12 protein-coding genes are annotated in these 14,989 nt (G+C 69.1%); 9 read left to right on the top strand and 3 right to left on the bottom strand.

Going from position 1 to position 14,989, the window contains the following annotated elements; translation table 11 throughout:
• The gene (locus AB0M22_RS12060) at positions 1-162 is read right to left on the bottom strand and encodes a hypothetical protein (protein ID WP_223884772.1); all 162 of its coding nucleotides are present in this window, start codon (positions 160-162) and stop codon (positions 1-3) included.
• 272 nt (positions 163-434) lie between these two features.
• Here AB0M22_RS12060 and AB0M22_RS12055 point away from each other — a divergent pair, with 272 nt between their 5' ends.
• The 9 genes from AB0M22_RS12055 (at position 435) to AB0M22_RS12015 (ending at position 11,455) form a co-directional block, all read left to right on the top strand.
• On the top strand, positions 435-2,150 hold the full coding sequence (locus AB0M22_RS12055) for an acyclic terpene utilization AtuA family protein (RefSeq protein ID WP_364724385.1): 1,716 nt from the start codon (positions 435-437) through the stop codon (positions 2,148-2,150).
• Positions 2,147-3,301: an acyl-CoA dehydrogenase family protein gene (locus tag AB0M22_RS12050; RefSeq protein WP_364724383.1), complete on the top strand. Its 1,155-nt coding sequence runs from the start codon at positions 2,147-2,149 to the stop codon at positions 3,299-3,301. Before AB0M22_RS12055 ends, AB0M22_RS12050 begins: the two co-directional genes overlap by 4 nt.
• On the top strand, positions 3,298-4,896 hold the full coding sequence (locus AB0M22_RS12045) for a carboxyl transferase domain-containing protein (protein ID WP_364724380.1): 1,599 nt from the start codon (positions 3,298-3,300) through the stop codon (positions 4,894-4,896). Before AB0M22_RS12050 ends, AB0M22_RS12045 begins: the two co-directional genes overlap by 4 nt.
• An 8-nt stretch (positions 4,897-4,904) precedes the next feature.
• Complete coding sequence (locus AB0M22_RS12040) at positions 4,905-6,911, top strand: biotin carboxylase N-terminal domain-containing protein (RefSeq protein WP_364724378.1); 2,007 nt, start codon at positions 4,905-4,907, stop codon at positions 6,909-6,911.
• Entirely contained in the window at positions 6,908-8,068 is a 1,161-nt protein-coding gene (locus AB0M22_RS12035; protein WP_364724375.1) for an acyl-CoA dehydrogenase family protein, read from the top strand. The genes AB0M22_RS12040 and AB0M22_RS12035 overlap by 4 nt, the downstream gene beginning before the upstream one ends.
• 10 nt (positions 8,069-8,078) lie before the next feature.
• On the top strand, positions 8,079-8,861 hold the full coding sequence (locus tag AB0M22_RS12030) for an enoyl-CoA hydratase family protein (RefSeq protein WP_364724372.1): 783 nt from the start codon (positions 8,079-8,081) through the stop codon (positions 8,859-8,861).
• Positions 8,862-8,865: 4 nt separating this feature from the next.
• Entirely contained in the window at positions 8,866-9,507 is a 642-nt protein-coding gene (locus AB0M22_RS12025; protein WP_364724370.1) for a TetR/AcrR family transcriptional regulator, read from the top strand.
• Positions 9,508-9,689: 182 nt separating this feature from the next.
• Positions 9,690-10,568, top strand: a complete 879-nt coding sequence (locus AB0M22_RS12020) for an aminoglycoside phosphotransferase family protein (RefSeq protein ID WP_364724367.1) — start codon at positions 9,690-9,692, stop codon at positions 10,566-10,568.
• A 104-nt stretch (positions 10,569-10,672) separates the two neighbouring features.
• Positions 10,673-11,455, top strand: coding sequence for an NAD(P)H-binding protein (locus AB0M22_RS12015; protein ID WP_364724364.1), 783 nt, complete (start codon positions 10,673-10,675; stop codon positions 11,453-11,455).
• Between the two features lie 60 nt (positions 11,456-11,515).
• Here the strand turns inward: AB0M22_RS12015 and AB0M22_RS12010 are convergent, their stop codons facing one another.
• Positions 11,516-13,555 (bottom strand): glycosyltransferase family 39 protein, encoded by a 2,040-nt coding sequence (locus AB0M22_RS12010; protein ID WP_364724361.1) that lies wholly within the window; start codon positions 13,553-13,555, stop codon positions 11,516-11,518.
• Positions 13,552-14,856, bottom strand: a complete 1,305-nt coding sequence (locus AB0M22_RS12005; protein WP_364724358.1) for a glycosyltransferase — start codon at positions 14,854-14,856, stop codon at positions 13,552-13,554. The genes AB0M22_RS12010 and AB0M22_RS12005 overlap by 4 nt, the downstream gene beginning before the upstream one ends.
• Between the last annotated feature and the right edge of the window lie 133 nt (positions 14,857-14,989).

Below are 14,989 nucleotides of genomic sequence, written 5' to 3'. Positions count from 1 at the left end.
TCAGGCGCCGACCCACCAGAACACCGCCCCCGCGATGGCGAGCGCGGCCAGCACCGCCAGCACGATCGCGAACTTGCGCGCGGTTTTCCAGGTCGAATAGACGCCGCCGAGCAAGAAGCCGGCCAGCGCGAGCAGGATGATCACAGTGACGTCGGTGGACACTGTGCTTATTTTGCAGCGCCTGCGGCGCTGCGTGTTCGCGGCCCCCGGGAGACGGGCCGCGAACGGCGCTCGCAAAACTCGCGCGTGGTGGTCGAGTCGGAGGCGCTCGATCGACATCTGCCTGCTGCTATCTGACCCACAGGCAATTAACAAGCACGCATGCTTGCTTTTTTCTGGCGAGGGTGTGATGCTGGTCTCCGGAACGCGGACTTCACGGGTGCGGCACGCGGCTGCGCCCTGACGGTTCGCCGTTACAGGAGGCATTCCCGCTGATGAGTGTGCTGGCCGCCAACCCGGACGTGCTCCGGATCGGCAACTGTTCCGGTTTCTACGGTGATCGATTGAGCGCCATGCGCGAGATGCTCGAGGGCGGGCAGCTCGACGTGCTCACCGGCGACTATCTCGCCGAGCTCACCATGTTGATCCTCGGCCGCGACCGGATGAAGGATCCGAGCCTCGGCTACGCCAAGACCTTCGTGAAACAGATCGAGGACTGCCTCGGCCTCGCCCTGGAACGCAACGTGCAGATCGTCACGAACGCGGGCGGTCTCAACCCGGCCGGGCTGGCCGAACGCCTGCGCAAGGTGGCCGCGGACCTCGGCCTGGACGCGAAGATCGCGCACGTCGAAGGCGACGACTTGGTCGCGCGCGCAGGCGAACTCGGCCTCGGCGCACCGCTCACCGCGAACGCCTACCTCGGCGCCTGGGGCATCGTCGAATGCCTGAACGCGGGCGCGGACATCGTGGTCACCGGCCGGGTCACCGACGCCTCGGTGATCGTCGGCCCCGCGGCGGCCCACTTCGGTTGGGGCCGCACCGATTACGACGCGCTGGCCGGTGCGGTGGTCGCCGGGCACGTGATCGAATGCAGCACCCAGGCCACCGGCGGCAACTACGCGTTCTTCACCGAGCTGCCCGATCTGGGCAGGCCGGGCTTCCCGATCGCCGAAATCCGCAGGGACGGCAGCAGTGTCATCACCAAGCATGACGGCACCGGCGGCGCGGTCACGGTCGACACGGTCGAAGCGCAGCTCATGTACGAGATCCAGGGGACCAGGTACGCCGGACCCGATGTCACCTCGCGGCTGGACTCCATCGCGCTCAGCGCGGACGGCCCGGACCGGGTGCTGATCAGCGGCGTCGTCGGCGAGGCCCCGCCGGCCCAGCTCAAGGTCTCGCTGAACACCCTCGGCGGCTTCCGCAACGAGATGGAGTTCATCCTCACCGGCCTCGACATCGAGGCGAAAGCCGCTCTGGCGCAACGGCAGCTGGAATCCTGGCTGGCGGTGAAACCGGCCGAACTGGACTGGACGCTGGCGCGATTGGACCGGCCGGACGCCGACACCGAGGAGCAGGCCAGCGCGCTGCTGCGCTGCGTGGTGCGCGACCCGGACCCGAACAAGGTCGGCCGCGCGTTCTCCAGCGTGGCCGTCGAACTGGCGCTGGCCAGCTACCCGGGGTGCAGCTTTACCACGATGCCCGGCAACGGTTCTCCCTATGGCGTGTACTCGCCGGGGTTCGTCGACGCCACCGAGGTGCCGCACATCGCGGTGCTGCCGGATGGCTCCCGGGTCGACATCGCGCCGGCCACGGACACGCTGCCGCTGGCCGAGGTCGCCGAACCCGAGTTGCCGGAACCGTTGGCTGCCACCGAAACCCGCCGCGCCCCCCTCGGCGCCATCGCCCTGGCCCGCAGCGGCGACAAGGGCGGCAACGCCAATATCGGTGTTTGGGTGCGCACCGACGCGCAATGGCGTTGGCTGGCCCACACACTCACCGTCGATCGGGTCAAAGAGCTACTGCCCGAGACCGCCTCGCTGACGGTCACCAGGCACGTGCTGCCCAACCTGCGGGCGGTGAACTTCATCATCGAAGGCCTACTCGGTCAGGGCGTCGCCTATCAGGCGCGCTTCGACCCGCAGGCCAAGGGGCTCGGCGAATGGCTGCGGTCCCGTCATCTCGACATCCCATTGGAGCTGTTGCCATGACCGTGAGTCCTTGGAATTCCCCCGAGCGGCGCGAATTGCGTGCCACCGTAAGGGGTTTCGCAGAGCGGGATGTCCTGCCCTATATGGACGAGTGGGAGCGTGACGGGGAGATCCCGCGCGAGCTACACAAGAAGGCCGGCGCGCTCGGCCTGCTCGGCATCCAATTCCCCGAAGCCGTAGGCGGTTCCGGCGGCGACGGCATCGACGCGATGATCGTCTGCGAGGAACTGCACCAGGCGGGCGCCTCCGGCGGCCTGTTCGCGTCGCTGTTCACCTGCGGCATCGCGGTGCCGCACATGATCGCCTCGGGCAACCCCGACCAGATCGAGCGTTGGGTGCGACCGACGCTGGCCGGGGAGAAGATCGGCTCGCTCGCCATCACCGAGCCCGGCGGCGGCTCCGACGTCGGCCACCTCACCACCGCCGCGCGCCGCGACGGCGACCACTACATCGTCAACGGCGCCAAGACCTACATCACCTCCGCCTGCCGGGCCGACTACGTGGTCACCGCGGTGCGCACGGGCGGCCCGGGCTCCGGCGGGATCTCGCTGCTCCTGGTGGAGAAGGGCACGCCCGGCTTCACGGTCAGCCGCAAGCTGGACAAGATGGGCTGGCGCGCCTCCGACACCGCCGAACTGTCCTATGTCGACGTGCGGGTACCCGCGGAGAACCTGGTCGGCCCGGAGAACTCCGGCTTCTTCCAGATCGCGGGCGCGTTCGTCAGCGAGCGCGTCGGCCTTGCCGTGCAGGCGTATTCGAGCGCCCAGCGCTGTCTCGACCTCACCCTCGACTGGGTGCGCAGCCGGGAAACCTTCGGCCGCCCGCTGATCAGCAGGCAGGCCGTGCAGAACACGGTCACCGAGATGGCCCGGCGCATCGACGTCGCCCGCGTCTACACCCGGGATGTGGCGCAGCGCAGCGCGAACGGCGAGACCGACCTGATCGCCGAGGTGTGCTTCGCCAAGAACACCGCCGTCGAGGCGGGCGAATGGGTGGCCAACCAGGCCGTGCAGCTGTTCGGCGGACTCGGCTACATGCGCGAGTCCGAGATCGAGCGCCAATACCGCGACATGCGCATCCTCGGCATCGGCGGGGGCACCACCGAGATCCTCACCGGCCTGGCCGCCAAACGATTGGGGTACCAGTCATGACGACACTGCGCAGCACGCTGGACACCGCCTCGCCGGAGTACGCCGCGGCGGCCGAAGCCATGACGGCCAAGCTCACCGAGGTCGAGGGCGAGTTCGCCAAGGCGATCGACGGCGGCGGACCGGACAAGCTGGCCCGGCATCGCAAGCGCGGCAAGCTGACCGCGCGGGAGCGGGTCGAGCTGCTGATCGACGAGGACTCGCCGTTCCTGGAGCTGTGCCCGCTGGCCGGCTGGGGCAGCGAATTCCACGTCGGCGCAAGCACTATCGCCGGCATCGGCGTGGTCGAGGGCGTCGAATGCATGATCGTCGCGCCGGATCCGACCGTGCGCGGCGGCACCTCGAACCCGTGGACGCTGCGAAAGACGTTGCGCATCAACGACATCGTCCGGGAGAACCGGCTGCCGGTGATCTCCCTGGTGGAGTCCGGCGGCGCGGATCTGCCGACGCAGAAGGAAGTCTTCGTCCCCGGCGGCCGGATGTTCCGCGACCTCACCCAGGCCTCGGCCGCGGGCATCCCGACCATCGCGCTGGTCTTCGGCAACTCGACCGCGGGCGGCGCGTACATCCCCGGCATGTCCGATCACGTGGTGATGATCAAGGAACGCTCCAAGGTGTTCCTCGGCGGCCCGCCGCTGGTCAAGATGGCCACCGGCGAGGAGTCCGACGACGAATCGCTCGGCGGCGCGGACATGCACGCCCGGGTCTCCGGCCTGGCCGACTACTACGCGCTCGACGAGCAGGACGCGATCCGCATCGGCCGCTCTATCGTGCGCAGGCTCAACTGGCGCAAGCAGGGCCCCGCGCCGCGCGCCGAGGTGATCGAGCCGCTCTACGACCCCGAGGACCTGCTCGGCATCGTCCCGAACGACCTGAAGATCCCGTTCGACCCGCGCGAGGTGATCGCGCGCATCGTCGACGGCTCCGACTTCGACGAGTTCAAGCCGCTCTACGGCGGCAGCCTGGTCACCGGATGGGCTGAGCTGCACGGGTATCCGATCGGCATCCTGGCCAACGCGCGCGGCGTGCTGTTCTCCGAGGAGTCGCAGAAGGCCACCCAGTTCATCCAGCTGGCGAACAAGTCGAACACGCCATTGCTGTTCCTGCACAACACCACCGGCTACATGGTCGGCAAGGAGTACGAGCAGCGCGGCATCATCAAGCACGGCGCGATGATGATCAACGCGGTGTCCAACTCGAAGGTGCCGCACATCTCGGTGCTGATGGGCGCTTCTTACGGCGCCGGCCATTACGGCATGTGCGGCCGCGCCTTCGACCCGCGCTTCGTCTACGCCTGGCCCAGTGCGAAATCCGCCGTCATGGGCGGCGCGCAGCTGGCCGGCGTCATCTCGATCGTCGGTCGCGCGGCGGCCGAGGCCAAGGGCATGCCGTTCAACGAGGAGGCCGACGCCGGGATGCGCGCCATGATCGAGGCGCAGATCGAGGCCGAGTCGCTGGCCATGTTCATGTCCGGTCGCCTGTTCGACGACGGCGTCATCGATCCGCGCGATACCCGCACCGTGTTGGGAATGTCCTTGTCGGCCATTCACAATGCCCCGATCAAGGGCGCCGATGGCTTCGGCGTCTTCCGAATGTGAGGCCGGGGATGACCATTACGAATGTCTTAGTTGCCAATCGCGGGGAGATCGCCCGCCGCGTCTTCGCCACCTGTCGGCGGATGGGGATCGGCACCGTCGCGGTGTACTCCGACGCGGATGCCGCTGCCCCGCACGTCGCGGAAGCCGATGCGGCAGTGCTGCTTCCGGGTAATACACCCGGCGAGACCTACCTGCGCGGTGAACTGATCATCGAGGCCGCGCTGGCCGCCGGTGCGGACGCGATCCACCCCGGCTACGGATTCCTTTCCGAGAACGCCGATTTCGCCAAGGCGGTGCTCGCCGCCGGTCTGGTGTGGATCGGCCCGCCGGTCGAGGCCATCGAGCAGATGGGCTCCAAGGTCGCCTCGAAGAAGATGATGGACGCCGCCGGTGTCCCCGTGCTCGCCGAGCTCGATCCGGCCGAGGTCACCGACGCGCACCTGCCGGTGCTGATCAAGGCGTCCGCCGGTGGCGGCGGCCGCGGCATGCGCGTGGTGCGCGAACTCGGCGAACTCGAATCGCAGATCGAGGCGGCGCGGCGGGAGGCCGCGTCCGCGTTCGGCGATCCCACGGTGTTCTGCGAGCGATACCTGGAAACCGGTCGCCACATCGAGGTTCAGGTGATGGCCGATACGCACGGCACCATCTGGGCGGTCGGCGAGCGCGAGTGCTCCATCCAGCGCAGGCATCAGAAGGTGATCGAGGAGGCTCCCTCGCCACTGGTCGAGCGCACCGAGGGCATGCGGGAGCGGCTGTTCGAGGCGGCCCGGCTCGCCACCGGCGCGATCGGCTACACCGGTGCGGGCACGGTGGAGTTCCTCGCCGACGAGCGCGGCGAGTTCTTCTTCCTGGAGATGAATACCCGCCTCCAGGTGGAACATCCGGTCACCGAGTGCACCACCGGCCTGGATCTGGTTCGTCTGCAACTCGAGGTGGCCGCGGACGCCAAGCTGCCCGCCGAATCCCCGGGCATGTACGGACATTCGATCGAGGTCCGGCTCTACGCCGAGGACCCGGCGCACGACTGGCAGCCGCAGAGCGGCACCGTGCATCGCCTCGACATCCCGTCGGTGGTCACCGAATTCGATCTGCTGGACCGGCCGGGCGTGCGCCTGGACACCGGCGTGGTGGACGGCTCGGTCGTCGGCGTGCACTACGACCCGATGCTGGCCAAGGTCATCTCCTACGCCGAAACCCGGAGCGAGGCAGCCCGTTTGCTCGCCAACGCGCTGCACCGGGCGAAGATCCACGGCCTGGTGACCAACCGCGATCTGCTGGTCCGGGTGCTGCGCCACCCCGCGTTCCTGGCCGGCGACACCGACACCGCGTTCTTCGCCACCCACGGATTGGACACGCTGGCAGCGCCTTTGGTGTCCGCGGCCGATGAGGCGTTGTCCATCGTGGCCGCCGCACTGGCCGACGCGGCCGCCAACCGGGGCGCTGCCCGAGTCGGCGGCGGGCTGCCGAGCGGATGGCGCAACCTGCCGTCCCAGTCGACGCACAAGCTGTTCGAGAGCCGCACCAGCGGGACGCACGACGTCGGCTATCGCTTCACCCGCGGCGTCGTCTCGGTGGACGGTCACGACGGACTCGAACTGATCGAGGCCACCCCCGACCGCGTGGTGCTCGCCGTCCCCGGCGAACGCGGCTCGGTCCGCAGGCATTTCGCCGTCGCCCGGTACGCCGATCTGGTGTGCGTCGACTCGCCGCTCGGGCCGGTCAGCGTGCGCAAGCTGCCCCGATTCAGCGATCCGGCCGACCAGGTGGCCACCGGTTCGCTGCTCGCGCCCATGCCCGGCAGCGTGATCCGGCTCGGCGCCGAGGTCGGCAGCCGGGTCGAACAGGGCCAGCCCATTCTGTGGTTGGAGGCGATGAAGATGGAGCACACCATCGCCGCGCCCGCCGCCGGTGTGCTCAGCGCCGTCAACGTCACCGTCGGCCAGCAGGTCGAAGTCGGTGCCGTCCTCGCCGTAGTCGACCCTGCCGAAGGCACGGAAACCCAGGAGAACAAATGAGTTTCATCGAAACCGAAGAGCAGACCGCGCTGCGGTCCGCGGTCGCCGCGCTGGCCGCGAAGTACAACTACCGCGACTACGTGCTGCCGAAGGCCAGGGCCAACGAGCCGCTCACCGAATTGTGGGACGAGGCAGGCAAACTCGGCTTCCTCGGGGTGAACCTGCCGGAGGAGTACGGCGGCGGCGGTGCGGGCCTGTACGAGCTGGCGCTGGTCATGGAGGAACTCTCCGCACAGGGCGCGGGCCTGCTGCTGATGGTCGTCTCCCCGGCCATCTGCGGCACCATCATCACCAAGTACGGCACCGACGAGCAGAAGCAGCAGTGGCTGCCCAAGCTCGGCGACGGCTCGGCCAAGATGGTCTTCGGCATCACCGAGCCGGACGCGGGCTCCAACTCGCACCAGATCACCACCACCGCGCGCCGGGACGGCGACGACTGGATCCTCAACGGGCGCAAGATCTTCATCTCCGGCGTGGACCAGGCCGAGGCCGTGCTCATCGTGTCGCGCACCGAGGACCACAAGACCGGCAAGCTCAAGCCCGCCTTGTTCATCGTGCCGACCGATGCCGAGGGCTTCCACAAGACGCCCCAGGAAATGGACATCATCGAGCCGGACCACCAGTTCACCCTGTTCCTCGACGACGTGCGCCTGCCGTCGACCGCCCTGGTCGGCAAGGAGGACGCGGCGCTGATGCAGCTGTTCGCCGGCCTCAACCCGGAGCGGGTCATGGGCGCCGCGATGGCCATCGGCCTCGGCCGCTACGCCATCGACCGCGCGGTCGAGTACGCCAAGGAACGCACCGTGTGGAAGTCGCCGATCGGTGCGCACCAAGGCATTTCGCATCCGCTGGCCCAGGTGAAGATCGAGCTGGAGCTGGCCAAGCTGATGATGCGCAAGGCCGCGACGCTCTACGACACGGGCGACGAGATGGGCGCCGCCGAGGCCGCCAACATGGCGAAATACGCTGCGGCGGAGGCGAGTATCAAGGCGCTCGATCAAGCCATCCAGACGCACGGCGGCGCGGGCCTGACCAAGGAGTACGGCCTGGCCGCGATGCTGGCGGCCGCGCGCATCGGCCGCATCGCGCCGGTCAGCCGCGAAATGGTGCTGAACTTCGTCGCCCAGTACTCGCTGGGCCTGCCGAAGTCTTACTGAGAGGCTGTCGATGACCGAAACAGTGACCGGTCCGTTCGTCCGTTACGACGTAGCGGACGGCTTCGCGACGCTCACGCTCGATTCGCCGCACAACCGGAACGCGTTGTCGTCCAAGCTCGTTGCCGAACTTCTCCAGGGACTCGACGACGCGGCCGCCGACGACGCGGTGCGCGGCATCGTGCTCACCCACACCGGCAACACCTTCTGCGCGGGCGCGGACCTGTCCGAGGCGAGCAACGCCGATCCCGCGGTGGCCGCCGACGACCGCACCCGGGTGATGATCGGCGTGCTGCGCCGCCTCATCGCCACCCCGAAGCCGGTGATCGCGCAGATCGACGGCAACGTGCGCGCGGGCGGCATGGGCATCGTCGCCGCCTGCGATATCGCGGTGGCCGGGCCGGCCAGCAGCTTCGCCCTCACCGAGGTGCGAATCGGATTGGCCCCGTTCATGATTTCGCTGACCCTGCTGCCGCGCCTCACCGCGCGCGCGGCCGGCCGGTACTACCTGACGGGCGAGAAGTTCGACGCGGACGTCGCCGAGCAGATCGGGCTGATCACCACCGCCGCCGCCGACCCGGCGGCCGAGGTGGCGCGGCTGCGCGCCGAGCTACGCAAGGGCTCCCCGCAGGGGCTGGCCGAGAGCAAGCGGCTGGTCAACGCGGCCATGCTCGCGGAGTTCGACGTCTCGGCCGACGAACTCGCCAAACGCTCGGCGAGCTTCTTCGGCACCGCCGAGGTGCACGAGGGCATGACGGCCTTCCTGCAGCGTCGTCCGGCGAGCTGGGCAGAATAACCTCATGGCCACACCCCACGAACCCAAGCAGGACCGCAGCCGAGCCACCCGGCAGCGCCTGCTGGAGGCGACCATCGACTGCCTAGCCGAAACCGGCTGGGCGGCAGCGACCGTCGCGGTCGTCGCCGAACGGGCCGGGGTGTCCAGGGGCGCGGCGCAGCATCACTTCCCGACCAGGGAGGAGCTGATCACCGCCGCGCTGGAGTACATGTTCGACAGCCGGACCCAGCAGGCCAAGGACGAGGCGATCGCGGTCGCCGCCTTGGCCGACGGGGTCGGCCGGACCGAGGCCGTGGTGGCCGGCCTGGTCGAGTCCTACACCAGCCCGCTGTTCAAGGCGGCGCTGCAAGTGTGGACGCACGCGGCCGCCGATCCGGCGCTGCGGGAGCGAATTGTCCCGCTGGAGGCCAAGTTCGGCCGGGTCTCGCATCGGCGCGCGGTGGAGGCGCTCGGCGTCGACGACGCCGACCCGGTCACCCATCACCTCGTGCAGGCCACCCTGGACATGGCGCGCGGGCTCGGCCTGGCCGACGTGCTCACCGACGATTCGGCGCGCCGCAAGCAGATCGTCCAGCAGTGGGCGGCCACCCTGCACGCCGCGCTGAGTGCGCCGCGCGGACTCGCGCAAGCGCCCGGCGCCGAGTGATTTCCATCGCGCGATCGGTTCCGCCGCACCCGTGAGTTCCGCGCCTCGGACCCGCTCGATGTCCCTGATCAGGCCGCCGACCGGGGCGGATGAGCGCGCCCGAAGTGTGCCCCTACGTCCCCACTCAGCGCAGCGCAGCCGATCGGCGCGCAACAGTCCGTACGTGCCTTAGGGTCTGCCGTATGGACCATGCGGAGTACGGCGGGCTCGAGCAGACTCTCGGCCAGCCGATTGCCGGTAGCGCGCCGGCCGAATGGGGCTTCCAGAACCGCACCGACCTGCTCACCCTCGCCGACGGCGACCGGATGGTCCTGCAGCGCTACCGCAATCCGGACGACGCCGAACGCCGCCTGCGGATCATGCACACCCTGCTGGAACCGGCCGCCAAGCGCGGCATCGCCATTCCGCGCATCCGCCGCTTCGACCTCGACGCCGACCCGGCCTGGATCGTCTTCGACGCGCTGCCCGGCGTCCCGATTCCGGCCAGCGCCGAAATCGGCTTGGCCAGCCCGCAATTCCCGGTCATCGCCCGCGAGATGGGCACGCTGCTCGCGGCGTTTCGCCGGCTGCCCACCGCGGGCCTGCAACTCGACGACCTCTGGGCCAGCCCCACCCGTCTGGTGGAGAGCGCCACCGCCTGGGCCGGCCGGCTGAACCTCGCCGCCGCGCACCGCGGCACCCTGGACCGGATCTTGAAGTCGCTGCCCACGCTGTTCGCCGACCGCCCGACGGTCCTCGCGCACGGCGACTTCGCCCCGGTCAACATCCTCACCGACGGCGAAATCATCACCGGCCTGCTCGATTTCGAATCCGTCCGCCTCGCCGACCCGCTGTTCGACCCGGCGTGGTGGGCCTGGTCGGTCAGCTCCATCGACCCCGATGTCCCCGCCTGGCCCGATTTCCTGGCGGGCGCGGGCTTCGATCCGGACGATCCGGATCTTCCGCAGCGCATCGAGACCTTGCAGATCCTGCGCATGCTCGAACTGCTCGCCGAAAAGCCCGATCTCAGCTCGGTGGTCCGTGACGTGGTGCACGAGCGCCTGCTGTCCATGCTCAGCTGAGAACCGCCGCTACCTGCGCTTTCTGCGCGATGTCACACTCGTGATCGCTGCGTCGTCCTCTCTGTGAACGCGGAACACCGCATCGACACAGAGGAGCAGGAATCATGACGACGACCAAGAAGATCGCAGTGGCCGGGGCGACCGGACGGCTGGGTAAGCACGTGGTGGATGTGCTGACCGAGCAGGGCCACGAGGTGGTGGCGTTCTCCCGCAAGAACGGCGTGGACATCGAGACCGGCGCGGGCCTGGTCGAGGCCCTGGACGGCGTGCAGGTGGTCATCGACGCGTCCAGCACCCCGTCCGCCGATCAGGACGTCGCGACCGAGTTCTTCACCGCCGCCGCCCGCAACCTGCACGAGGCGGGCCAGAAGGCCGGCGTCGAGCGCCTGGTCGTCGTCTCCATCATCGGCATCGACAACGCCACCGCCGGTTACAACGCCGCCAAGCTGGCGCACGAGCAGCGCCTCCTCGACGGCCCGCTGCCGGTCCAGATCCTGCGCGCCGCCCAGTTCCACGAACTGGTCGAGGTGATGACCCAGTGGGGCACCCAGGGCGACGTCGCCTATGTCGCGAACATGCGCACCCAGCTGGTGGCCGCCCGCACCGTCGCCGAGGCCCTGGTCGACCTCGCCGTCAACCCGGCCCCCGAATCCACCGACGGCCCGTTCCCCGAAATCGCCGGCCCGCAGCCGGAAACCATGGCCGGCGCCGCGACGCTGCTGACCGCCCACCTGGGCAGCCCGCTGCGGATCATCGAGTCCAGCGACCCCACCAACCCGGACCGCGAGGCCTTCGAGGACGGCACCCTGCTCGCCCGGCCGCACGCCACCCTCGCGGGCCCCAGCTTCGCCGAATGGGTCGAGGCCACCTACCCGGCGGCGAAGTAGCCCCACAACACCAAAGATCCGCACCGCCTGCATATTCGGAGGCGGTGCGGAACTTTCGGGTCAGTGGGTGGTGAGGTCGTAGAGGGTCACGCCGTCTACTTCGGTAGCGGTGAAGTTCTCCTGCACCCACTGGGCGATCTGCGAACTGTAGGAGGGAGTGGAGTCCCGGTCGCCGCCCCGGCCGCCGCGTTCGCCGCCGATGAAGTAGTGGATCTTTCCCTGGGCCACATAGTCTTTGAACTGCGCGAGGGTGGGGGAGGGGTCGCTGCCGTTGAAACCGCCGACGGGCATCACCGGGAGTTCGGTGGCCAGCTGGAAGCCCGCGGCGCTGTTGGAACCGGTAGCCGCGGCTACCCAGGTGTAGGCGGCGCCGTTCTGCTCCAGCAGGGCGACCACTCGGTCGCTCGGCTTGCTCGCGCCGAGCAGACCGCCTGCGCCGCCCATCATTTCGCCGCCGTGACCGGTCGGCGCGCCGGGCATCGGGCCCTGCGGCGGCATCCCCGGCTGGCCGTTTCCACCGTTCGGGGTGCGGCCACCGCGACCATCCGGTTGCGGAGCGCCCGGGCCGCCGGGCATGCCGTTCATTCCTTCGGCCCACGGCGGCCGCTGACCGAACATGCCGAACCGTCCGACATTCGGCCCCGCCGACGGGATCGCGCCCGCGTGCGAGGTCGCCAGGGTGTCGACGGCGTACGCGGCCGGACCGGCCAGGCCGGTGAACGCGATGGCCAGCGCGGAGACGATCGCCAGCTTCCGCGGTGCCGGAACGAGCGCGGCGATCGTGGCGAGGATGCCGACGACCAGGATCGTCCACCGCAACCACGGCACCCAATGCACGCTGCGCGACAACAACATCCACGCCGTCGCCGTGGTCAGGCCGACGGCGAGCGCGAGCATCAGCCGGACCCACAGGCGGTGCCGTTCCCGCCACATCTGCACCGCACCGATGCCGACGAGCGCGGCGACCGCCGGAGCCAGAGCCACGGTGTAGTACTGGTGGAAGATCCCGGCCATGAAGCTGAAGGTCAATCCGGTCACCAACAGCCAACCGCCCCAGACGATCAGCGACGCCCGCTGCCGATCGGTGCGGGCAGCCTTGCCGCGCAACAGGATTCCGGCCACCAGGGCAACCAGCGCGGCCGGGATCAACCAGGCGATCTGACCACCCTGCGCCGCTTCGAACATCCGGGTGATGCCGGTGCTACCCCACATGCCGTTGCCGCCGGCGGGCAGATCCGCACCGCCGGGACCGACACTGCCGCTCTCGTCACCGGTGAGCCGGCCGAGCCCGTTGTAGCCGAGGGTGAGTTCGAGGATCGAATTGTTCTGCGACCCACCGATCCACGGCCGCGACGAAGCGGGCCACAGCTCCACCGCCAGCAACCACCAGCCCGCGGCCACCACCATGGCGGCACCCGCGGCGAGCAGTTGCAAAAGCCGTTTGCCGAGCTTCGGCGGTCCCGCGATCAGGTAGGCCAGGGCCAGCGGCGGCACGACCAGCAGCACCTGTAATTGTTTGGTGAGAAAGCCGAATCCGACGAACGCGCCGGTGAGCACCAGCCATCGCCAGCGGCCGTCCTCGATCGCCCGCGTCATCGCCCACACCGCGGCGACCATCAGGAACACCAGCAGCGCGTCCGGATTGTTGAACCGGAACATCAGCACCGCCACCGGCGTCACCGCGAGCACCAGCCCGGCGAGCAACCCGGCGGCCGGTCCGAACGGCCTGCGCACCGTCGCCCACAGCAGGGCCACGCTCGCCACGCCGAGCAGCACCTCCGGCACCAGGATGCTCCAGCTGTTCAGCCCGAACGCCCGTACCGAGAGTTCCATCAGCCACAGCGAGGCGGGCGGCTTGTCCACGGTGATCGAGTTCGCCGCATCCGAGGAGCCGAAGAAGAACGCCTTCCAGGAGACCGAACCCGCTTGCACCGCAGCGGAATAGAACGAGTTGGCCCAGCCGTTCGCGCTGAGATTGCACAGATACGCGATGCCGGTGCCGAGCAGCAGCACCGCCAATGCCGGGTATTCCCACCGGGTTTTACGTTCGGGCGCGGGGGTCGCCGGTGCCGCGGTGGGCGGCGCCAGGGTCGCGGTCATCGAGCGGCTCCTTCGGCATCGAGCGCCACCGGCTCGGACGTATCGGTCGAATCGGACTGCACGGAGATCGCCGTTCGCCGAGCCGGATTCGGGGTATTCCGGAAAACCCAGCGCAACCCGACGAAGCGCAGAATCGTGGCCAGCAGATTGGCCAGCACCAGCACGAGCAGCTCCAGATGCACCGACGCGTCCGGCGCCCAGTGATGCAGGGTGAACAGCGACCCACTGGTCAACGCCAGCCCGATGCCGAAAATGACCAGTCCTTGGAACTGATGCGACACCGCGCCGGTCGCCCCGCGCACGCCGAACGTGAACGCCCGGTTGGCCGCCGTATTGGCCACCGCGGTGATCAGCAGCGCCAGGAAGTTGGCCACCTGCGCGTCCGTGAATGATTGCAGCACAACGTAAAGCAGCAGATAGGCCAGCGTGCTCAACACGCCGACGATCGCGAACCGGACCAGCTGCCCGACCATCCCGAGCGGCACGCCTGGGACCAGCGGCTCGCGCCCGACCGCCCTGCGCAATTCCTCCAGCGGCAACGCCCCGGTGGCCAGCGCCCGGGTCAGCCGCCCGATGCCGAGCAGGTCTTTCCGCGCGGTGTCGACGATGTCGACCCGGCTGTCCGGATCGTCGATCCAGTCCACCGGCACCTCGTGGATGCGCAGCCCGGCCCGCTCGGCGAGCACCAGCAGTTCGGTGTCGAAGAACCATTCACCGTCGCGCACCAGCGGCAGCAGCTGCCGCGCCACCTCGCTGCGCATCGCCTTGAACCCGCACTGCGCGTCCGAAAAGCGTGCTTGCAGTGAGGCTTTCAGCAACAGGTTGTAGCAGCGGGAGATGATCTCGCGCTTCGGCCCGCGCACCACCCGCGAGGACGAGCTGAGCCGGGTCCCGATCGCGAGGTCGGAGTGCCCGGTGATCAGCGGCGCCACCAGCGGCAGCAGCGCGTTCAGGTCGGTGGACAGGTCCACGTCCATGTAGGCGACCACCTGCGCGTCGGAGCGTTCCCACGCCGCCCGCAGCGCCCGCCCGCGTCCCTTGGCGTCCAGGTGCACCACCCGCACGCCGTCCAGCTCCTGTGCCAGCAGCTCGGCCACTTGCAGGGTGGCGTCGGTGCTGGCATTGTCGGCTACCGTGATCCGTGCCGGAAACGGGAACCCCTGGCGCAGATAGGCGTGCAACCTGCGCACACACACGCCGAGGTCGGTCTCTTCGTTGTAGACGGGTATCACCACGTCCAGCACGGGTGTACCCGGTGTCTCGGCTAATTCCGCCGCCGCGACGGTCACAGTCTCGGTCATGAAGACCACCCTCGACGGTCCGGTTGTCACGGAGCTGGGCCTCAGCTGTGAGGTTCCTGGGGGCACGCGACCAGGGCCGATCGGTCCCGGCGTGTGCGGCCGTAGCGTACGGTCGGGGGTAGCGGGACCGTTC

It is taken from the genome of Nocardia sp. NPDC051756, assembly GCF_040681495.1.
Taxonomy (GTDB): Bacteria; Actinomycetota; Actinomycetes; order Mycobacteriales; family Mycobacteriaceae; genus Nocardia.
The sequence above is the reverse complement of the archived record's forward strand: the minus strand, read 5'-3'. Positions and strand labels throughout refer to the sequence as shown.

Bases quoted from the DNA above. Each gene is read 5' to 3' on its own strand.
- AB0M22_RS12015 (WP_364724364.1), top strand. From the start codon at position 10,673: ATGACGACGACCAAGAAGATCGCAGTGGCCGGGGCGACCGGACGGCTG.
- AB0M22_RS12030 (WP_364724372.1), top strand. From the start codon at position 8,079: ATGACCGAAACAGTGACCGGTCCGTTCGTCCGTTACGACGTAGCGGAC.
- AB0M22_RS12055 (WP_364724385.1), top strand. From the start codon at position 435: ATGAGTGTGCTGGCCGCCAACCCGGACGTGCTCCGGATCGGCAACTGT.
- AB0M22_RS12025 (WP_364724370.1), top strand. From the start codon at position 8,866: ATGGCCACACCCCACGAACCCAAGCAGGACCGCAGCCGAGCCACCCGG.
- AB0M22_RS12045 (WP_364724380.1), top strand. From the start codon at position 3,298: ATGACGACACTGCGCAGCACGCTGGACACCGCCTCGCCGGAGTACGCC.
- AB0M22_RS12020 (WP_364724367.1), top strand. From the start codon at position 9,690: ATGGACCATGCGGAGTACGGCGGGCTCGAGCAGACTCTCGGCCAGCCG.
- AB0M22_RS12050 (WP_364724383.1), top strand. From the start codon at position 2,147: ATGACCGTGAGTCCTTGGAATTCCCCCGAGCGGCGCGAATTGCGTGCC.
- AB0M22_RS12040 (WP_364724378.1), top strand. From the start codon at position 4,905: ATGACCATTACGAATGTCTTAGTTGCCAATCGCGGGGAGATCGCCCGC.
- AB0M22_RS12010 (WP_364724361.1), bottom strand. From the start codon at position 13,555: ATGACCGCGACCCTGGCGCCGCCCACCGCGGCACCGGCGACCCCCGCG.
- AB0M22_RS12005 (WP_364724358.1), bottom strand. From the start codon at position 14,856: ATGACCGAGACTGTGACCGTCGCGGCGGCGGAATTAGCCGAGACACCG.
- AB0M22_RS12035 (WP_364724375.1), top strand. From the start codon at position 6,908: ATGAGTTTCATCGAAACCGAAGAGCAGACCGCGCTGCGGTCCGCGGTC.